Raw genomic sequence first — 21,521 nt, 5'->3', positions numbered from 1 at the left:
TGCTTTTTTAATCTTTCAATTATATTTTTACATATTATGCAAATAAAAATAAGGAACGAATCGCTCCTCCTTATTCTTATTTTTCTGATTTTATATTTAAAACTAATTACTAGCTTGTATATACGCTTTAATTTCTTCTATATTTGGATATTCTCCACATTTGATAATCTCATCATTTATAAATATTATGGGTAACTTTTTATTGCTCATTTCCTTGACTAATTTATTTCCACCTGTATTTATTAAAAAATCTATTTTTTTAGGTCTAGCTCCATATACATCCACCTTATAAGTTAAAACTTCTATATCGTTATATTGAGACTTTAACATATTTAAATCTTGATAAAATTTTGAAGCTTTCATATCCTTAGATGTATCCGTTAAACCTTGTATTCCATAATTCATTGATTCAAAAATCTCTATTCTCACAATTATTCACCTTCTATATAATTTTATTTTACAAACTAGTATCTGGTTTTATTTGCTACTTCAACAAATACTTCTTACTTATATAAACATATTCAAATTTATGAATATGTTTACTTATATTTAATATAAATATATTATCTTAAATATAGATTTATTTTGAGTTACCCTCTCTTATAAGTCTTGCAAATTTATTTGGAAGTATTTCATTTTCCTCAATTTCTTTTGCTAGTTTCTCAAAATTATATTCTACTTCAATTATTTCAACTTCAACACTTGAATACGTTTTTGCTAACTCATCATCATTTTTTATATCTATAATTACATAATTTGCATCAGGTCTATTAGTTTTTGGCTTTCCTACACTTCCTGCATTTACAAGTAATTTTTCTCCATGATACTTTGCATATGGTATGTGCGTATGACCACAAACTAATATATCCTCTACCAACTCGTTCATAACTTCATCTGCTTCTTTAGAGTTTTCCTTTAAGTATTCATTTATTACTCTAGTACTTCCATGAACAAATCTTATAGTTTTATTGTTAAAAATTAATACTACTTCTTTCGGAAGATTTCTTAAATATTTTTTATTTTCTTCAGTTATTTCTTTCCCTGTAAAATGCATTGAAAGTCCAGCATTATGAGCATCTTTAGGATCTGGATAATCACATCCACATACTATTTTAGAGTTTCCTATAGCATCATCATAATTTCCCATTATAGTAAGTATATTTTCTTCCTTTATCCTATGTATAACTTCATTTGGTCGAGTTCCATATCCTACTAGATCACCTGTGCATACTATCATATCTACATTTTTTTTGTCAATATCTAATAAAACTTTATCAAGTGCATATATATTACTGTGTATATCTGATATTACTGCTATTCTCATGTTCTTCCCTCCTAAAGTGATTTTCTTTTGTTAATTTTACAAATTATATCTTTAACTTTAGATACATTTTCACAATTTAATCCAGCATCTTTATAGGCTGTTAAAATATCATAGTCATATTTTAATTTTTCCTCTTTATCTAATTCATTTTCTAAAAAAACTTTTATAAAGTTATATTTTTTTAAAGTTTTTTCATCTAATTTATAATACACATATTTTGCCTCTTTGTAATAAGTAACTATATTAGCATTCATTAACTTATTCAAATGCCTAGATGCATTAGATTGTGTAATTCTAAGTATTGATTCAATTTCACAAACGCATAATGGACCTTCTCTTAAAATATTGACTATTCTTATTCTAGTTTCATCTCCTAGAGCCTTTAACATTCGTATTATCTTCATAAAATCTCCTTCATCAAATTATCATATTCACTTTTAATCATATGGTATGCTAAAAAATTAATTTTGTAAACTATTATATCAATTCTTTTTTATATCCTTCTTCTTTATAATTAGCTTAATATAATAAAAATAGCCAAGGATAAAAATCCTTGACTTTATTTTTAGTGTTGAGCATTAAGACGCTTTACATAACTTGTTTTTCTTAAAGAGCAAGTAATAGGAACTGCTATAACTATACTTGTTATTCCTTGAACTATGTTTGCTGGTATAGAACCTGCTGAAACTAAAACACCTCCATTTAATAATATACCTGCTAAAAAGTAACCAATTACCATAACTATACTTCCTAGTAAAGTTGAAGAAACCATATTTATCATTGTATGTCTTTTTAATATAGTAACACCTACTATATATCCTTCTAAACCTTTTATAATAAGAGTAAATAATGCCCAATGAGAATATCCACTTAAAATATCTGCTAGTGCTGAACCTACTCCCCCTGCAATCATTCCTGTAAATGGTCCAAATAAAATTGATGAAATAAATATTACACTATCACCTACATTTACATATCCTTGTGTTCCAGGTATTGGAATTTGAATAGTCATTGTAGCAAGGCATACTAAGGCTATCATAAGTCCATTTATTACAATTTTTTTAGTTTTATTATCCATTTTACTCCCTCCAAATTTTTAGTATCTTATAAGTTAATTATATTTGTGTTTATAAAAATTCTCAATATTAATTGTAACCATACAATTTGTTTTTTAAGGACAAACTAAACTCATACACATATATTAATTTAACTTAAAGCATCTCTCTAATAGAATCTAATAAAAAGGAGTTGATAATATGAAATGGTACTTAGACTTTGGTCATGGTGGCAAAGACCCAGGAGCATTGGGAGAGTTTTCAAAAGAAAGCGACGTAGTCTTAAAGGTAGGAAACTTAATAAAAAATACATTAGAAAAATCAAATGAAACTATAATAACAAGTAGAACAAATGATACATACCACACACTAGAAGAAAGAGTAAATAAGGCAAACAAAGAAAAATGTAATTACTTTATAAGCATCCACCTAAACTCATCAAGTAATAAATCAGTAAGAGGATGCGAAGTATGGGTATACGACAAAAATTCAAAACTATATAATCTATCTAAAAACATTTGTAATTCCCTATCAAAATCAATAAATACTAAAAATCGAGGAGTGAAAATATCTAAGGAATTTTATGTGCTTAGAAAAACAACAATGCCTGCACTATTAATAGAAATAGATTTTATATCAAATATAGAATTTGAGAAAAATCTATCTAATAGTTATTTCCTGGAAAATATAGCAAATACAATATCAAAAGAGCTTTTATCTTTTGAAAATAAGGAAGTGAATAATAAAAAACTATATCGTGTGTGTATAGGAGCTTTTGAGGATAGTGAAAATGCTATAAATCTTAAAAACAAAGCTATATCTAAAGGATTTAGTGATGCTTATATAATATAAGAGATAGATGTGTAAAAAAGTATAAAATATATTATCTAATTATATTTATTCTCAATTTTAATAATATATAAATCAAGGAGGAACGATTCGTTCCTCCTTCTTATAAATATTAAACCTTATACTTAATCTATATTCAAATACATCTTATATTGATAATATTATCTGAAAATTATAGACTTAAAGAAATTAAAATGAATTTAAATTATCAGTTAGTTTATAATTATAGTAGTTTTATCTAATACATTATTATAAATCCACCTAGCATTTTCTGTAGCTAATCTAACACATCCATGGCTCAAAGCCATACCAAGTCTATCATCAATTATTTCAGTTCCTGCTGCATTAAATAAAATTGAATGATAATAGTAGCTACCTCGGATTCTAGTAGCGTATTTTACCCTATAAATATCAGAACCAAAGTAAGGCTTTCTACCGCTAACATAAAAAGTTCCCTTAATAGTTGGTGTACTAGGTTTTCCTACTGTACATGACCACTTATAAAGTAATTTCCAGGAACCATCATAATTTTTTTCAAATATATAAGTAAGCTTATTTTTTAAATCTGTTGTAATTAAATTTGTAGTAGGGCTTTTAATTTTATTATCATTTACAAACTTTGTCATATCTGTGTAAAAGTACTTAAAATCATATTCTTTAGGTGGGTTTCCATCATCAGAAAGGAAATAGCTAAATATATATCCTTCTTGATTATTATACATAACATGACTCCAATCTCCATTTACAGACAGAACTTGTACTATAGATTTTGGAGGAATTGTAGTTACTGGATTTGATTCAGCAGATGGATAAGATCTTAAAGTAACATCTGTCCATGTATATTTCGTTTTGGATAAATAATCACTATATATATATCCTCTTTTTCCATTATATAATACTTCATACCAATATTCTTCAGCTTCAATAACTTGAACCTTAGACCTTGCAGGTATTACAGTGATTACATTTGAAGAAGTAGACTTTTCTTCTCTTAGATTAGTGTTAGCTAAGGTATACTTATATAAATTTTGTTGTTGTCTTTTATATTCTTTCATACTTCACCTCTAAATTTACTTTCTTATAATATCCTATGAGGCTTTTTCTTTATTTGGCACCATTATACTCAATACTAGCTAATACAAAATTTTTATTCTTAAATATAAAAAACACATTGACTAATTAATCAATGTGCTTTTTATATTTATTTTTTATAAAATATATATCCTTTTCTTTTACGCATTCTATTTGTAGATATTTTCCTATACAATATTATAGACATTGCTAAAACAACTCCTACAACAGCAACAAAAATACCATATGGTACTATATTAGCTTTAATTAAATCAAATAATGATATATCCACTTTTCCTGGTACCTTTGCTTTATAATTTGGTAATGAAAATGTTAGCTCTACTTCTTTATCTGCTAATTTCCATGCATTTTTATCTTTAGTGTTATATTCTATTTTTGCATTTTTATCATTGATAGGATTTTTATAATACATTATATCTTTTGATACTACAATTGGAGCATCTACAGTCTTTTTAGGCCCGAATAACCCAAATAACTTGTACTCTAATTTTAGAGTATCAATCTTTTCTCCAGCTTTTTTAAATACTTGCTTTTTAGCATTATATCCATCATCTGCAATTATCTTTGTATCATTAAATACATCTACATCATTTGCCCCATACACAGAATTAAGAGCAACTGTAACTAATTTTCTACCATCTCTTTCAAAGAAACCAACAAAACATCGACCTGCTTTAGCTTCATTTCCTGTCTTTCCACCTATATTGCCATGTTGGCCAAGCATTTTATTTCTTGTTTCAATAATAACAGATGATCCTGCTAGGTTAACAGTTACCTTTTTATTTTTTTCTGATATTGTATCTCTAATCCATTCATTCTTAAAAGCTTCTCTTGCAATTATTGCTATATCATATGCACTTGATAAGTTTATTTCTTTATTTTCTGGATTTAGAGCATTGCTTTCTAATCCACATGGATTTACTACATGTGTATCTTTTAATCCCATAGACTTTGCTCTGTCGTTCATCATCTTTACGAAATCTTTAGTATTTCCAGCTACAGAGTCTGCCATTAAATATGCAGCATCATTAGCAGAAAAAATCATAACGGCTTTCATAAGATCATCACTTGAAATTTTATCTCCTGGATTAACTTTTTTAAAGTTATTTAATGCAGTTTGAGTAGTTTTAAGTGCATCTTCAGTAAACGAAATCTGCTCTGACTTTGAAGTATTTTCTGCATAAATTAATGATGTTAGTAATTTTATAGTACTTGCTACAGGCATCTGCTTATCGGCATTTTTTGATGCTATAATTTCACCAGTATCCATATCCATAACTATTGCCGACTGAGCAACTATTCCTTGGATTTGACCTGTGTTATCTTGGGCATTAGCTAAACTACTAACAGATGTTAGTGCTAATATTAAAATTGTTAGAATTATTGTCTTAAAAGACTTAAATTTTTTCACTTTAAACCTCATTTCTATCGTATATTATTAGTTGCTACTTTTAAAGTTTTATAGCTTTTTTCTTGGTCTTAGCCTAAATATAGCCTTCTTAGACGTAAGAAAGCACTCTTACTAATAGAATAAGAGTGATTTAATCGATTTCTTTTTAATTATACTATATTAATAATAAATAAACAAAAACTTATTTATAATGTGAAAAATAACAACTATCTTCTATTATCTAGAGATATATTTTTTATATAAAATTAAAAAGCTATTGATAATTTATCAATAGCTTTTTCGTAAATTTCAATGTTAAAGATAATTCTCAACAATCAAATCCACAATTGTATTATTAAATATAATATTCTAGTATATATATCTATATAAATATTAATAGTTATATTTTTAGTTATTGTATTGTCTATCTCTAACTTTTTCTTTAATATATTTTTCTACTTCTTCTCTAGGTATTCCTAAGGCAATTGAAAATTCATCATTAATTAATCCTTGAGCTAGTTTCATAAACTTTTCATCTACTTGACCTAGTTTTTTTCCATTATATTTCTTCTTATAAACACCTAATATTACAGCTAATAAATCTACACACTCATAGTTTTTAATAAAACGTTTATATTTAGATTGCAATAAATTTACACTTTTCTCATTACAGTCCATTTCCTCCATGGAAGAAATACCCTCTATTAATTGTTGAACTTCTTCATACGTAGAAATTGCTCTCATAAATACATCTGTATCTATTGGTGTGAATATTTTTCCATTTTCATATATTGGTTTTAGTGTGTAATAATCCTTTTTATTGTTAATACCTGAAATATTAAGTGGACCTATATCCTCTACTTCACATAATCCACAATTACTATAAATAATAAATTCTCCAATTTTGTACATGCTTTTATCTCTCCTCTTTTATTTTATATATGAAAATAAAACTTAGCCTATTTAACTAGATTTATCTTTCTAAAGCTGTACTGTATACTAATATAGTATTTTATTTAAAGTTTACTAGTAATGTAGATTTTAAGTTTAAATTATTTTCTATATTAAATATTATTATTAATATTATATTCAACTCTTTATACTGTTATAAATATAAAAAAGACCCCACTAAGGAATCTTTCTAATAACAATGTATATATTATAATATAGTTATATTTTCTGCTTGAGGACCTCTAGCCCCTTTAACTATATTAAAGCTTACTTTTTGACCTTCTTCTAATGATTTGAATCCATCTGATTGTATAGCCGAAAAATGAGCAAAAACATCATCTCCACCTTCAACTGATATAAATCCAAAACCTTTTTCATTATTAAACCATTTTACTATTCCGTTATTCATATAACTTCTCCTATTGAACCTGCATCAAGATATTCTTGACTTGCTTTTGTATCTCTACAATATTTATTATATCATAAATATATAATAATAGATACTATTATATATTTTTTATTTTAAATCTGTCTTATTTATTTTATATTAGTGTATATTTTTAATTTATTAAATCTGACTCAGCTGCTAAAGGTATCGCTTAGAATTAACAGTGTGTGCTCACATTTTAATATATAGTCTATACAACCTAAATAGGTCTTAAAATTATTTCTTATATAAATGCTGAAAATGAATTTGAAACTATCACCCCTAGCAGCTTAGGTGGCACAATTAAAAGTGGTATAACAAATATAGCTTTTTATAAAATATTTGTTCATGCCAAGGGGTTTCATTATACTGATAAATTCATTTGCTGCGGAAAATGTGTAGAACTCTGTTCTTTAAATAATATTAATTTAAATAATCAAAAGCCAGTTTGGAAAAATAATTGTACTCATTGTATGGCATGTATTTGTGGTTGCTCTACTGAGGCTATTGAGTATAAAAATAGTACTCAAAATAAAGAAAGGTACTATTTAAAATAAACCTTCTAAGACTTAATATACTCGTCTATTCTTATATTACAAATTATTATAGATACCTACCAAAAATACGCTTCTATCAATATTTTTAAGAAGCGTATTTTTTATAGTATTAAATATGTCCTCCATAATCAAAGGAATTACAATATGCATCGACTTTATCTATTTCAACATATTCTGCATGGCACTTTTTATTTTCATTATATCTACAATTATGAGCCTCACATTTTATATCAGATGGTTTTGTAGTTGAATCCCCTGTACTATTTACAAAACTGTTATTAGAACTATTAAAAAATGATTCTTTCTCATTAGGACTTCCAGCTAAACTATTTGCTAAACTACTACTCTCTCTATCTACAAAGCTTGTACAACTAGTCCCTTTAACCTCTACTGCACCAAGCCCACTTACATGTATGGCACCTGCCTTACAGTCATAATTTATGTTATGTATACAATCAGTTGCATTACATTTTAAATTCCCACTTTGCATTTTGTTTTCCTCCTTAATAAATATCTATTTTATTATTTCCAAAATGCAAAATATAATTCGATTTGATGTGTTTAACTTTATCTAAAAAAATAAATAATATCTATAAAACAGACTATATATGTCCTATTTAAGGTTTATATTAAAAAAAACACTTTATATCTTAAAGAATTTTTTACTGTATATAGTGAAAAATATAATATAAGCAAATTTTTTATCAAAATTAATAAAGAGGTGCATATATATGAATGACTTTATAAAACAAGCAGATTTAATAAAAGATGAAATAGTAAATTATAGAAGAATAATTCATAGTAATCCAGAAGTTGGGGCTAAATTACCTAAAACAAAGACTTTTGTAATAAATACATTAAAATCATTTGGATATAATCCAAAAGAAATTTGTGAAAGTGGTATAATAGCTACTATACAAGGAAATAAACCAGGAAAAACATTTTTATTAAGAGCAGATATGGATGCACTTCCAATGGAGGAAGTTACTGAGTGTGATTTTAAATCAACAAATGGATGTATGCACTCTTGCGGTCATGACATGCATACTGCAATGCTTTTAGGAGCAGCTAAACTACTTAAACAAAACCAAAATCAAATTGAAGGTACAGTTAAATTAGTATTCCAACCAGATGAGGAAGGATTTACTGGGGCTAAAAATATGTTAAAAGCAGGTGTGCTTGAAAACCCTAAAGTTGATGCTGCTATGGCTATGCATGTTCACTCTGGAACACCTTCAAATGTTGTATTATATGGATTAGGAACTAGTATAGCAGGATGTATTAGATTTAGAATAGTTGTAAAAGGAACTGGATGCCATGGTGCTCTTCCTGAAACAGGCGTAGACCCTATAAATATTGCTTCTCATATATATTTATCTTTACAAGAGATAATTAGTAGAGAAATATCTCCAACTAAACCAGCAGTACTAACAATTGGTAAATTTGCTGGTGGAGATGCTCCAAATATAATACCTGAAGAAGTTGTTATGGAAGGTACAATAAGAAGTTTAGATAAAGAATTAGGAGAATTTATATTTAATAGAATGAGTGAAATAGTAACTTCAACAGCACAAATGTTTAGAGGACAAGCACAACTTATAGAATTATCCTCTGTTCCACCTCTTACAAATGATACAAATTTAGCTAATGAACTTGGAAACTATGTAAAAGATTTAGTTGGAGAAAAATCTGTTGTTTCATTTGAAGGTGGAGGTATGGGCTCTGAAGATTTTGCATCTTACTCATATGAAGTTCCAAGTGTTTACTTTATGCTAGGTGCAGGTACTGAACAAGAAAATCCACTATATGGACTTCCTATGCATAATAATAAAGTTGTATTTAATGAGGATATAATGGTTACAGGAGCAGCAATGCATGCTTATTGTGCTATTCAGTGGCTAAAAAATAATAAGTAATTAATTAAAAGGAGAAAGATATGAGATTATTAGAAATACTTTTTTATCTATTAAAAATCAACTCTAAAACTACAATAAAGAATTTAGCAGAGATGTTTAATGTATGTGAAAAAACTATACAGAGAGATTTAGATAAATTATCGCTATTGGGTATTCCTATAATTTCATATCGAGGTGTAAATGGTGGAGTAGAAATAGATAAAAATTATATAATAGCTAAATATATATTAACTGACAATGATTATAAAGATTTAATATTATCACTATATATTTCTCAGCATATAAAACCAGACTTAAAAAAGACAGATCTTATTGAAAAATTTAGGCTAGTTGACTCTGATAGATGTAATAAAATATTAGAAAAATTAAAAGAAATATTTATAATAGACTTAGATGAAGACCAAAGTATTAATAAAAAAGATGTATATAAAGTAATTGAGGATGCTATAGATGATAAGTCTTTTGTAAAGTTACAGCTTGAAAATACTGTCATGGAAGTATTTCCTATTTCTTATGTTTTAAAAAAGGAAGGATTGTATTTATATTGTTATGATGAGGAGTATAAATTAGTTTTAATGAATATGGTATTTGATGCTTTAAAATGTGATAAATATTACACCGGGCCTATAATTAAATACAATGATAACATGAATAAATTAAAAAATTATCTATAATTTTTAATTGATGTAACTAGTATACCAAAATTGATTTTTACCAAAATACTGTCATCATACCTAAAACTTGGTAAATTCTATTTTACGTATAAATAAGGAGGAACGAATCGTTCCTCTTTATTTATCCTATAATTTAATCTCTTCCCCTTAACACTTACCAAGTACCCCTTACTCATCTTAAATAGTCCTACTACCAATATACTCATCAATATTAATAATCTCATTAAAGCTATATATATTTTTACAATACCATACTAGATTTAATTCTACAAAACTTTATTCTTCAATAAATTTTACCAATTCTTCGTTAAATCTCTCTTGCTGATCATAAAAGGATGCGTGACCACTAAATTCAAATGGTACAAGCTTTGAGTTTTTAATACTTTGATTTTGTACTTTGCCTAGTGAAAATGGAACAACTTTGTCATGAATTCCATGAATAATTAAAGTTGGAACATTAATTTCTCTTAGATCAGTAAATAACACTTCATTTATCCAAGTATTTGCAATAGCTGCTGTTGACCAACCTGCTGCCTGTAAGCCTAATTGCAAGAACCAATCAGAGAATGGTTTAGTTATATACTGAAAGAAAAAAATGTCACCAAAATCACTCAACATTTTAGGACGATCAGTATATGTTCCCTCAATAATTTTGGTAACCTCCTCTTTTTCTAAACCATATGGAAAATTTGAACGTTTGATAAGGCTAGGAGCTGCTGCTGCAAAAAGAGCAAGTTTAGATACTCCGTATCCTTTATGGCGAGACATGTATCTGATAGCTATAGCTCCTCCAGTTGAATGTCCTGCCAGTGTAAAATTATGTAGCCCTAATGCATTAACCACACATCTAACATCGTCTGACAATCTATCGTAGTCATAACCTTCATAAGGCTTATCTGACTTACCAAATCCTCTCTGATCTATACCAATACATCTATATCCCATTTTAGGAAGCTGATTAAACTGATATTCAAACAATTTATGACTCCCTGGCCACCCGTGCAAAAACAAGATTGTCTTCTTCCCCTCTGGGTTAAGATCTTCTACGTAAAGTTTTACATTTGATTCTACTTTAACATAATATCCCATACAAATACCTCCATTAATAGAAAGTCTTTATTAGTAGCTTATTCTTATTGATATAAATATGTAAGTTGTCTTTTGCCTTTTTATCCTGTATTTTAATTTTCAAATATCGTAAGTTAAAATACTAAATGCTTTTAATCATACTAATATTTTATTTTTAAAGAACTATCATAATTTAGGGTATAATATATATCATTAATAGTAATTTTCACATGTCAAGAGGTAAAATTATATGAAAAATAATAAAATAAAACAGAAAGTCCCTCCTTGGGAAAAACCTATATTTATAATGATAGTAACCATTGTTGGAGGGTATATGAATGGATATACCTACATTACAAGGCATCATATATTAGCTAATATGCACACTGCTAATATGTCTAAATTAGGAATTAACATAGCACTTGGTCAGTGGCAAGGTGCACTAAGCTACTTTATTCCAATTGTTGCTTGTATATTAGGTGCTGCATTTAGTGAACTAGTTAAAGCTCTACTTGTAATACATAAATTTAAAGGAGATTGGAGAAAACTAGCCCTAATCTTAGAAGCAATTGCACTATTCTTTATAGGACTTATACCTACTTCTTTCCCGGATATTATTGTTACTAATCTAGTTTCTTTTTTTATGGGATATCAGCTGTGTTTATTTAGAGAATGCCTTGGTATTGCATTTAACACAACTATATGTACAGGAAATATTAGAAATGTTGGTCAATTATTATATAGTGCATTAGACGAAAAAAGTAAAGATTCTATAAGAAAGTTAATTATTTTTACATGTCTTACTTTCTCTTTTGCATTAGGAGCTATTCCAGGGACTTTAATATCTATTGCTATAAGTACTAAGGCTGTATGGGTTTGTAGTTTTATATTATTAACACAAGCAGTTTGGATAAATATCTATGAATGTAGTATGGTTTAATTTTATAAGAAACTCCCATACCTAAGAAATTCATCTTAGGCATGGGAGTAAAATTTACTTTTATTTAGTCATATAATCATTCTTCCATTGTCATCATACCATATATACAATAGTTATTTTTCAACTTTACTTTGCTATACAATAATACCCATGATTCTCTATATAAAAATATAGATTATCTAGCTATTTTTCCAGCTCCATATTGCATTAAGTTTTCTACATCATCTACATTAACTAAGTTTGCATCTCCATATATACTATGCTTTAAAACTGATGATGCGGTTGCAAATTCTACCAGGTACTCAGCTTCTTTATTATTTAATATAGAATATAGTATTCCAGCAGTTAAGGCATCCCCTCCACCTACTCTATCTACTATATCATCTATAATATATTCTTTAGATGTATAAAACTTCCCTTCAGTATAATAATTGCACTGTAAAGTATTTACTGATACTGACTGTATAGTTCTTATGGATGAAAACATATGATTTATATTTGGATAAATCTTATTTATTTCATTATAATAATGACTTAACTTTTCATACTTATCTTCATATTCACAATTCATTTTTAATATATTTTCAGCATCTAATATCCCTGCTGATAGTATATTTACGAAAGGCAATATCTCTAATGTAGCTTGTCTTGCTTCTTCTATAGTCCAAAGCTTTGCTCTATAATTTGAGTCATAACTTACTAATATATTGTTCTTTTTACAATGCTTTAGTATATTCATAGTTAATTCTCTTAGTTCTTTAGATAAAGCTAAAGTTATTCCTGAAAAATGAAATAAATCTACATCTTCTAAAGCTTTTTCTATATCTAAATCAGTAACTTTCATATTACTAAATGCTGAGTTTGCTCTATCATAAATTACTTTTGATGCTCTATTTCCACTTCCTACTTCTAAAAAGTATATTCCCGTTCTTTCTTCACCTTTTTGAACTTGGCTAGTATTTACTCTATGGCTATTTAAATAATTTATGATTCCTTCTCCAATGTCATTATTAGAAACTTTTGTTATCATTTTTGTATCTATTCCAAACTTTGATAAAGATATTAAAACATTTGCTTCTCCACCACCATAATTTGCATTATAGTTGTTTGTATTAGATATCATAAAACCTTTATTAGTTGCTAGTCTAAGCATTATTTCCCCAAATCCAGCTACTCTCATTCTATTATCCTCTTGCTTTGTTTAATTTTTCTATATATTTTTTGCATATTGATGTTATTTCATCAAATTTACCTTCTTCTCCGATAGTATTTAACTCTCCACCTATTCCTACTAAATCAGCTCCAGCATTTATCCATGCATCTAAGTTATCTATGTTAACTCCTCCAGTTACCATTACATTTGCATATGGAAGTGGTCCTTTTATAGCTTTTATATAGCTTGGTCCAAATGCACTTCCTGGGAATAATTTTATAACATCGACTCCACTTTCATGTGCTAAAACTATTTCATTTATAGTCATAACTCCTGGTATGTAAGCTACTTTATATCTATTACATAAAGTAGCAGTTTCTAAATTAAATGATGGTGATACTATATATTCAGCTCCTTGTAATATAGCAAGTCTCGCAGTTTCAGGGTCTAGTACTGTTCCTGCTCCTATCACTACATCGTCTTGAGTTTTAAATTCTTCACTTAATTCACGTATTATTTCATTTGCAAATTTATTAGTATAAGTCACTTCTATTGCTTTTACATTTCCTTTTATACAAGCTTTTGCAATGTTTATTCCTGTTTCTTTTGTATTTCCACGAACAACAGCAACTACGCCACACTCTTGTAGTGCTTTTAAAACTTTCATCTTTTTCATAATAAATTCCTCCGATTAAATTTTTATATTTAAAAAGAGAATCTCAAATAATTATATATTAATTTTGAGATTCCCATTTATTTAAAAGCTAATTACAAAAGACCTGGTAAAACGTTTTGGAATAAAGATAGTATAGATATAAATGCAAGTGCTGATAAACCTGCTATAAATCCACCTACTGTCCAACCTCTTATAGTGTCTTGAACTGATATTTTAAAGAATCTACTTATAGCCCAGAATCCTGAATCATTTGGAAGTGATAAACCTATTCCACCTGCACATATTGCTATTGCACATAATATAGGAGATACAGAACTTGCTGCTATTGTTCCACTTAATATAGATGCTGTTGTCATAAGCGCAACTGTTGTTGAACCTTGTGCACAACGTATAATTTGAGATATTAAGAAACAAAGTAGTAATATTGGTATACTAAATTGTGATAATGAACCAGCTATATAATCTGCTATTCCTGTTGCTTGTAAAACTTTTCCGAAAGCTCCACCTGCTCCAGTTATTAGTAATATAAGACCAATTTGGTCAGCTGCGTCATTCATAATATCAGATATACTTCTAGTTATATATGGTTTTGATATAAGCGCTGCATATATAACACCTATCAACATTGCAACATTTTTATCTCCTAAGAACTTAACTAAAGGTACTACCGAATTATTATCTCCTAATGCTAAAGGTACAAAACTACCTAAAAGTATAAGTATTATTGGAACTAATAATATTGATAAAGACTTCATAAAAGATGGCATAGGTCTAGTTTCCTTATTCGCTTCTAATTCATCTTCTATCTCTTCTATATCTTCAAAAGTATAGAAATGTCCATTTTTCTTATCTTGCTTATCTAAAAACTTACCATATAATATACCACCTGTAATTGTTGCTACAAAAGCTGTTAAAATTGCATATACAAAGAATATTCCTACATCAATTCCTAAACTTTCTGAAACAACAAGTGGTGCTGGTGTAGGTATTACTAATGAATATGTACAAGTAGTTGCTACTGATATTGCACATGCAAATGTTACCATTGATATATTAGTTTTTTTAGATAAAACTCTTAACATAGGTGCAAACATTATATACACTACATCCCCAAATACTGGTATACCAGTTAAAAATCCTGATATAGCTATTGCTGCTGGACTATTTTTCTCACCAAACTTATTAAGTATTGCATTAGATATAGTTTCTATTGCTCCACATTCAAACATAAACTTTCCTAACATTACACCTAATCCAGTTACTATCCCAATTCCACTTAATGTAGATCCAAATCCACCTGAGATAGTAGAGGCTATATCTCCTATTGGCATTCCAACTAAAATAGATGTTACTAATGATGTTATTAATAATGCTATAAATGCATTAAGTCTAAACTTTATTATTGAAACTAGTAATATAGCGATTGCTAATAAAAATACACCTATTAATAATGGTCCAGTTAACATATTTTTCCCCCATTTTATAATTAATTTTTAATTATTTCATATATCCACCTAACATTGGATCAACTGCACTTTTAGAATATATACTTAGTATTCCTGATTTGTATTTTTCCTCTTTAGGAACCCAATTTTTTCTACGTTCTTCAAATACTTTTTCAACTTCTTCTAAGCTACATTCCTTGCCATTAATTCCTATAACTTGTAACGTTCTACTTTGTATATCAATTTCTATTAAATCATTTTCACAAACTAAAGCTATTGGTCCCCCTACTGCAGCTTCTGGTGATATATGCCCTATTGCAGGACCTTTAGATGCTCCAGAAAATCTTCCATCTGTTAATAATGCTATACTCGCTGATAATTCTTCATCTGATGATATAGCTTCTGTTGTATAAAACATTTCAGGCATTCCACTTCCTTTTGGACCTTCATATCTTATGATAACTGCATCACCTGGCTTTATAGCTTTTGTTAATATTGCATTTATAGCTTCTTCTTCACTATCAAATGGTCTAGCTTTTAATATAGCTTTGTGCATTTCTTTTGGAACTGCAGAGTGCTTAACAACAGCTCCTTTTGGTGCTAGATTACCTCCAAGTATAGCTATTGCACCATTGTCACCTATTGGATTTGTATTTTTACGTATTACGTCTTCTCTTTTTAATCCAACTTTACTTAAATACTCATCACACTTTTCATAATACCCATTTGTTTTTAAATCTTCTAAGTTTTCACCTAATGTTTTTCCTGTAACTGTCATAACATCTAAATGTAAATAATCTTTTATTTCTTCCATTATTGCAGGAACTCCGCCAGCATAGTAGAAGTACTCTGCTGGCCATTTTCCAGCAGGTCTGATGTCTAGTAAGTACGGTATATTTCTATGTATTTTATCAAATTCATTTGCATCAAGGTCTATTCCAAATTCACGTGCAATTGCTGGTATGTGTAATAATGAATTAGTTGAACCTGAGATTGCTGCATGTATCATAATAGCGTTTTCAAAAGATTTATAAGTTACTATATCTCTTGGCTTTAAATTTAACTTAGCTAACTTAACAGCATAACGTCCTGCTTCTTTAGCTACATCTTCTAAATCTTTGCATGTTGCTGGCATTAAAGAACTTCCTGGTAACATTAATCCTAATGCTTCTGCCATAACTTGCATTGTTGAGGCTGTTCCCATAAATGAACATGCACCACATGAAGGACATGCATTATGCTTGTAATATGTTAACTCTTCTTCTGTTATTTCTCCCCTTTGATACATAGCACTATACATTCCTATTTGCTCTAATGTAAGTAAATTAGGCCCAGCTTCCATAACACCACCAGTAACAACTATTGATGGGATATTTACTCTACCTATTGCCATTAAATGAGATGGAACACCCTTATCACAACTTGAGATAAATACTCCACCATCAAAAGGTGTTGCATTTGCATGTATTTCTATTAACGCTGCTAGCGTATCCCTTGATGCTAACGAATAATTTATTCCATCATGGCCTTGTGCTTGACCGTCACATATATCAGTTGCATAAAATCGAGAACCTTTTCCTCCAAGTTCATTAACACCTTTAATAGCTTGATTTACAAATATATCAAGATGTGCACTTCCTGGATGACTATCTCCAAAAGTACTTTCAATTATTATTTGTGGCTTAGATAAATCATCTACACTCCATCCCATCCCTCTCCTTAAAGGATCCATTTCAGGAGCTATTTTTCTAACTTCTTGACTAATCATATCCTACTCTCCTTATTGGTTTTTATAATACGTCTGACGTCTTTCTTTACTTAATATTAACACGTCTGACGTATTTTTACAATATTTTATCTAATTTTTTCATAAAAACTTTTTCCTAATGTATTTAAGTAGGTTTAATCAGCATATAATTAAATACAAAAACAAAAATACATCTGATTAATCAGACGTATTTTTGTTTTTGTATTTAATTTGTTTTTCAGCTACTATTCTATTTATATTTCTACGGTTGTATGCTAAGTGAAGTAACATAGCATCATGTGCTTCATTTGCATTCTTATTTTTTATTGCATTTAAAATCTCTTTATGAGTTTCTATTGTTTCATTTTTTAATTGTGTATTTGTAACGTCTATAAATACTGCTATAGATTTATTTATTATTGGAACTAAACTTGTTGTTACTAAGTTTTTACTGCTTCTAGCTATTGCTGTATGAAATTCTATATCTTTTTCCATATGTGGTATTCCATTTAATATAAGTTCTTCAACTTCATCACATAATTTTGATAGCTCTTCTATATCTTCTTTAGTTGCATTTATAGCTGCTAAACTTGCTATTTTAGGCTCTATCATAAATCTTATTTCTAATAAGTCAACTGCTAGTTTTAGTTTGTCTTTTACAAACATTAATCCTAATGGATCATCTGCTACCCCACATTTTATAAATGTTCCTGAACCTCTTTTTATTTCTAGTATATTTCTTGATACTAATGCTTTTATCGCTTCTCTTATTGTACTTCTACCTACACCTAATTTATCTGCTAGTTCATATTCATTTGGTAATTTGTCTCCTATTTTTAGGTTTTCATCTACTATTAACTTTATTATTTTTTCTGAAGTTGTTTCTCCTAATGGTTTTGTTATTTCTTCCTTCATATTTTACTCCTCTTGTTTTTTGATATGTTTTTTGTAGAGTCTTTACGCTTAATTATGTAATTGCTTATTCTAAGTTTTTATGTCTCCTTATAAAATAAAAAACCACTTATCTATTAACCGTAGAAAAAGTGGTTTAAAGTTTTACTTTAAATTAAATAAAAATAATTTATACTAGAAATCACTACTCTACATGACTAGATTGTGATTTCTTTTTTTTCTTACAACTATATTATACTATATTAAATTTAAAAATAAAGTACCTGGAGATAATAAATTTACTATCTTCAGGTATTTTTTATCTTATCTATTAGCTTCTGCATATATCTTTTCAGCCAAATAATGAATCATATAATTTTGTAAATTATTATTAGTTAATATTTCTTTTACCAATCTATCATTTCTATTCTTGGTCTTAACAATCCCCCTCTTAAAATGACTCTTAGCAAAAGTGTTAACTAAATCTTCATAACTATTAGCCTTAGCTATATCCATGATATTCTTATCATTTTTAAACATCTCTTCATACTGATCTATTATAATTCTATCTTCCTCTGTAAGTCCTACTCCAAAAACATCATTTATCTTTTTAATTATATCTTCTAAATATTCTTCATCATCTTCACTTACACGAGAAGTAGCAGTTTCAGATATACCAACTAATTCACCTTCACCATTATAAAGTGATATATCATTACCTTTTTTATCATCATCACCTAACTTTTGTAACTTATAATAATCCAAGCTTAACATATCATCTATATCAATTCTTTCCTTACCCTTTTTAGGTAATTTCTTTAAAAGTGCTACTAAGTAAACTTGTAATCTTAAAAGATTTAGATTTTTAATAGGGTAAATCTGAATTAAGAAATTATAAAAAGTAATATACTTTTGACACTTTTTCTTAAACTCATCTGCTCTTTTTTCGTCTTCTTCCTCTAGATAACAATATCTCTCTACAGCTTTATCTATTAAGCTATTCATATTAGCGTCTTGTGAACTTGTTCTTTTGTCCTTATAAAACAACACTGTAAAATCATTTACCTCTTCATCAGTATATATTCCATACTCATGTAACTGATACCAAAGGTCATTTACTACATTAGGATCTGTAACTTTATCTATATTAGTCATTTCAAAATATGGCTTATAGGCTTCTTGTATATCCTCTACACTATTTTGGAAATCTAAAATAAAAGTATGTTTATTAGGATAAGTTCTATTAAGTCTTGATAAAGTCTGAACAGTTTTTACACCATCTAACTTCTTATCAACGTACATAGCACAAAGCTTAGGTTGATCAAATCCCGTTTGATACTTTTCTGCAACTATAAGTAACCTAAAATCACTTTTTTCAAAAATACTTGGTAAATTTGAATCAGTAATATCAGGTGCTACTTCCTTATTCATACTTACTTCTGTATATTCAATATCTTCATCTTTTACAGTGCCTGAAAAAGCAACCAATGCTTTCATATTGTACCCTTTTTCTTTTATGTACTGATCTATTGCTAATTTATACTTAACAGCATGTAATCTACTTGCTGTAACTATCATTCCCTTAGCTCTACCTTCTAACCACATAGACCTATTATATACAAAATCATCTACTATAGTTTCAACTTTCTGTCTTATATTATGTTCATTTAAGCTAACAAACTTATTTATAGCTCTTTTAGCTTCTCCCTTATCAAACTCAGGATTATCAGCTATTTTCTTTCCAACCTTGTAGTATACACTTACTGGCATAAAGTTTTTTAATACATCTAGTATAAATCCTTCTTCTATAGCTTGTTTCATAGAATATAGATGAAATTCATGAGGAAGTCCATCTTCACCTATTCTACCAAATACTTGCATAGTCTTATTCTTAGGAGTAGCAGTAAATGCAAAGAAACTTATATGGTCTAAATTAGTTCTCTTTTCTATAAGGTCATTCATCTTATCTATACTAGATTTTTCATTCTTTTCATTTTCTGCATCAATTTTTTTAGCTTCTTCTAATGTCTTTCCTGCTAAAGTTTCTTTTAATGCATTCATATTCTCTCCAGATGTAGAAGAATGTGCCTCATCTATTATTACTGCATAACGTCTTTTTTCTAATTGTTCTATCTTAGGTAATGCATATTGGAATTTTTGTATAGTTGTTATAATAATTTTTGCTCGATTTACAATAGCATCTGCTAAATCTGATGAATTTTTATTATCATCAATCTTAACAACCAATCCGTTTTTATGCTCTAATTGATATATAGCATCTTGAAGTTGCTTATCAAGTACCTTTCTATCAGTAACAACTATTACAGAATCAAATATAGCGTTGTTATCTTCATCATGAAGACTTGATAACCTATGTGAAGTCCATGCTATAGTATTAGTCTTACCACTACCTGCACTGTGTTGTATAAGATAATTTTTACCTGCTTTATTTACTTCTAAATCTGCTACTATCTTTCTAACTGCATCTAACTGATGAAACCTAGGAAATATGGCTCTTTTATTTCTCTTATCATCTTCTTGTATAAAATAAAATCTTTTTATAATATCAAGTAAACTATCCTTAGTAAGTATTTCTTCCCATAAATAAGAAGTCTTTTCCTTACCTTCTACCACAGGATTTCCCTTTCCTCTGTTGTTACCTTTGTTAAATGGTAAGAAAAATGTTTTATCTCCCTTTAACTCTGTTGTCATATATACTTCATCTGTATCTACTGCAAAGTATACTAATACTCTTTGGTTAAATCTAAATAAGTTTTCATTTGGATTTCTATCTTCTTTAAATTGCTTTATAGCATTATATACGTTTTGATTAGTAAATTGATTTTTAAGCTCCATTACTACAACAGGAAATCCATTTAAAGATAATACTATATCTAAGGTATTGTTGTGTTTAGAACTGTATTTTAATTGTCTTGTTATTTTGAATATGTTTTGCTTATAGTTTTCATATGCTGTTTTGTTAGTAGTTAGATTTGGTTTATTGTAGAATAGTTGAAATTTTCCGTTCATCATTATATCTTCTACACCATTTCTAAGTACACTTATAAGTCCTCTTCTTTTGATGTTTGTGCTAAGTAAATCTATAAAAGCTTTTTTGTAGTTACTTCCTCTATTACTCTTAAATTCCTCTAATAATTCTTTCTGAGTGTTTTCTAAAAATCTAAATAAATCGTCTATAAATAAAGAATTTTCAAGGTCAAATTCTTGTGAGTGTCCTTGTTCATAACCAATTGAAACTAAGTGATTTTCAATTGATTCTTCTAAATGTTTTTCCTTTGGTAGCATGTTTCCCCCTCCTATTAATTTCTAATAGTTAAATTATAAACCCTCTATCAATTAATTGAT

General features: G+C 28.2%; 21 protein-coding genes. 5 read left to right on the top strand and 16 right to left on the bottom strand.

The annotated features are described in order from the left end of the window. Nucleotides 1-102: 102 nt before the first annotated feature. From I4U66_RS02670 to I4U66_RS02655, 4 genes are all read right to left on the bottom strand, one after another. Nucleotides 103-429, bottom strand: a complete 327-nt coding sequence (locus I4U66_RS02670) for an arsenic metallochaperone ArsD family protein (RefSeq protein ID WP_092926397.1) — start codon at nt 427-429, stop codon at nt 103-105. A 151-nt stretch (nt 430-580) separates the two neighbouring features. Further along, complete coding sequence (locus tag I4U66_RS02665) at nt 581-1,324, bottom strand: metallophosphoesterase family protein (protein ID WP_092926399.1); 744 nt, start codon at nt 1,322-1,324, stop codon at nt 581-583. Nucleotides 1,325-1,335: 11 nt separating this feature from the next. Next, complete coding sequence (locus I4U66_RS02660; RefSeq protein WP_092926401.1) at nt 1,336-1,728, bottom strand: ArsR/SmtB family transcription factor; 393 nt, start codon at nt 1,726-1,728, stop codon at nt 1,336-1,338. A gap of 161 nt (nt 1,729-1,889) precedes the next feature. Beyond that, the gene (locus tag I4U66_RS02655; RefSeq protein WP_092926403.1) at nt 1,890-2,402 is read right to left on the bottom strand and encodes an ECF transporter S component; all 513 of its coding nucleotides are present in this window, start codon (nt 2,400-2,402) and stop codon (nt 1,890-1,892) included. 178 nt (nt 2,403-2,580) lie between these two features. On the opposite strand from I4U66_RS02655, the gene I4U66_RS02650 reads away from it, so the two are divergent. Then, nucleotides 2,581-3,231, top strand: coding sequence for an N-acetylmuramoyl-L-alanine amidase (locus I4U66_RS02650; RefSeq protein WP_195928419.1), 651 nt, complete (start codon nt 2,581-2,583; stop codon nt 3,229-3,231). Nucleotides 3,232-3,440: 209 nt separating this feature from the next. Here I4U66_RS02650 and I4U66_RS02645 read toward each other — a convergent pair whose 3' ends face one another. The 4 genes from I4U66_RS02645 to I4U66_RS02630 form a co-directional block, all read right to left on the bottom strand. Then, entirely contained in the window at nt 3,441-4,283 is an 843-nt protein-coding gene (locus I4U66_RS02645) for a L,D-transpeptidase family protein (RefSeq protein WP_195928418.1), read from the bottom strand. 146 nt (nt 4,284-4,429) lie between these two features. Then, a complete protein-coding gene (locus tag I4U66_RS02640) occupies nt 4,430-5,731 on the bottom strand; it encodes a D-alanyl-D-alanine carboxypeptidase family protein (protein WP_271957177.1) in 1,302 nt (433 codons plus the stop codon). A gap of 387 nt (nt 5,732-6,118) precedes the next feature. Then, nucleotides 6,119-6,622, bottom strand: a complete 504-nt coding sequence (locus I4U66_RS02635; RefSeq protein WP_195928416.1) for a CarD family transcriptional regulator — start codon at nt 6,620-6,622, stop codon at nt 6,119-6,121. A gap of 247 nt (nt 6,623-6,869) precedes the next feature. Continuing rightward, complete coding sequence (locus tag I4U66_RS02630) at nt 6,870-7,070, bottom strand: cold-shock protein (protein ID WP_166505180.1); 201 nt, start codon at nt 7,068-7,070, stop codon at nt 6,870-6,872. A gap of 242 nt (nt 7,071-7,312) precedes the next feature. On the opposite strand from I4U66_RS02630, the gene I4U66_RS14980 reads away from it, so the two are divergent. After that, on the top strand, nt 7,313-7,645 hold the full coding sequence (locus I4U66_RS14980) for an EFR1 family ferrodoxin (RefSeq protein ID WP_334298728.1): 333 nt from the start codon (nt 7,313-7,315) through the stop codon (nt 7,643-7,645). Nucleotides 7,646-7,754: 109 nt separating this feature from the next. Here I4U66_RS14980 and I4U66_RS02620 read toward each other — a convergent pair whose 3' ends face one another. Beyond that, nucleotides 7,755-8,135: a DUF1540 domain-containing protein gene (locus I4U66_RS02620; protein WP_195928415.1), complete on the bottom strand. Its 381-nt coding sequence runs from the start codon at nt 8,133-8,135 to the stop codon at nt 7,755-7,757. Nucleotides 8,136-8,376: 241 nt separating this feature from the next. Between I4U66_RS02620 and I4U66_RS02615 the strand changes: the two genes are divergently transcribed. Together I4U66_RS02615 and I4U66_RS02610 are read left to right on the top strand one after the other, a co-directional pair. Further along, nucleotides 8,377-9,561, top strand: coding sequence for a M20 metallopeptidase family protein (locus I4U66_RS02615; protein WP_195928414.1), 1,185 nt, complete (start codon nt 8,377-8,379; stop codon nt 9,559-9,561). A gap of 20 nt (nt 9,562-9,581) precedes the next feature. Beyond that, a complete protein-coding gene (locus tag I4U66_RS02610) occupies nt 9,582-10,235 on the top strand; it encodes a helix-turn-helix transcriptional regulator (protein ID WP_195928413.1) in 654 nt (217 codons plus the stop codon). A gap of 276 nt (nt 10,236-10,511) precedes the next feature. On the opposite strand, the gene I4U66_RS02605 is transcribed toward I4U66_RS02610, so the two are convergent. Then, the gene (locus I4U66_RS02605; RefSeq protein WP_092926421.1) at nt 10,512-11,324 is read right to left on the bottom strand and encodes an alpha/beta fold hydrolase; all 813 of its coding nucleotides are present in this window, start codon (nt 11,322-11,324) and stop codon (nt 10,512-10,514) included. 229 nt (nt 11,325-11,553) lie between these two features. Here I4U66_RS02605 and I4U66_RS02600 point away from each other — a divergent pair, with 229 nt between their 5' ends. Next, nucleotides 11,554-12,243 (top strand): YoaK family protein, encoded by a 690-nt coding sequence (locus I4U66_RS02600; protein WP_092926422.1) that lies wholly within the window; start codon nt 11,554-11,556, stop codon nt 12,241-12,243. Nucleotides 12,244-12,418: 175 nt separating this feature from the next. On the opposite strand, the gene I4U66_RS02595 is transcribed toward I4U66_RS02600, so the two are convergent. From I4U66_RS02595 to I4U66_RS02570, 6 genes are all read right to left on the bottom strand, one after another. After that, the gene (locus I4U66_RS02595) at nt 12,419-13,423 is read right to left on the bottom strand and encodes a sugar kinase (RefSeq protein ID WP_092926424.1); all 1,005 of its coding nucleotides are present in this window, start codon (nt 13,421-13,423) and stop codon (nt 12,419-12,421) included. Nucleotides 13,424-13,427: 4 nt separating this feature from the next. Further along, nucleotides 13,428-14,072 (bottom strand): bifunctional 2-keto-4-hydroxyglutarate aldolase/2-keto-3-deoxy-6-phosphogluconate aldolase, encoded by a 645-nt coding sequence (locus I4U66_RS02590; protein WP_092926426.1) that lies wholly within the window; start codon nt 14,070-14,072, stop codon nt 13,428-13,430. Nucleotides 14,073-14,164: 92 nt separating this feature from the next. Next, nucleotides 14,165-15,538, bottom strand: coding sequence for a GntP family permease (locus I4U66_RS02585; protein WP_195928412.1), 1,374 nt, complete (start codon nt 15,536-15,538; stop codon nt 14,165-14,167). A gap of 31 nt (nt 15,539-15,569) precedes the next feature. Next, nucleotides 15,570-17,285: a dihydroxy-acid dehydratase gene (ilvD, locus tag I4U66_RS02580; protein WP_195928411.1), complete on the bottom strand. Its 1,716-nt coding sequence runs from the start codon at nt 17,283-17,285 to the stop codon at nt 15,570-15,572. 177 nt (nt 17,286-17,462) lie between these two features. Then, nucleotides 17,463-18,179, bottom strand: coding sequence for a FadR/GntR family transcriptional regulator (locus tag I4U66_RS02575; RefSeq protein ID WP_195928410.1), 717 nt, complete (start codon nt 18,177-18,179; stop codon nt 17,463-17,465). Between the two features lie 300 nt (nt 18,180-18,479). Further along, a complete protein-coding gene (locus tag I4U66_RS02570) occupies nt 18,480-21,461 on the bottom strand; it encodes a type I restriction endonuclease subunit R (RefSeq protein ID WP_195928409.1) in 2,982 nt (993 codons plus the stop codon). Between the last annotated feature and the right edge of the window lie 60 nt (nt 21,462-21,521).

The sequence above is a fragment of the Romboutsia sp. D33t1_170424_H2 genome, from assembly GCF_015669105.1.
GTDB lineage: Bacteria > Bacillota > Clostridia > Peptostreptococcales > Peptostreptococcaceae > Romboutsia_C > Romboutsia_C hominis.
This window is presented reverse-complemented; position numbering and strand designations above follow the sequence as displayed.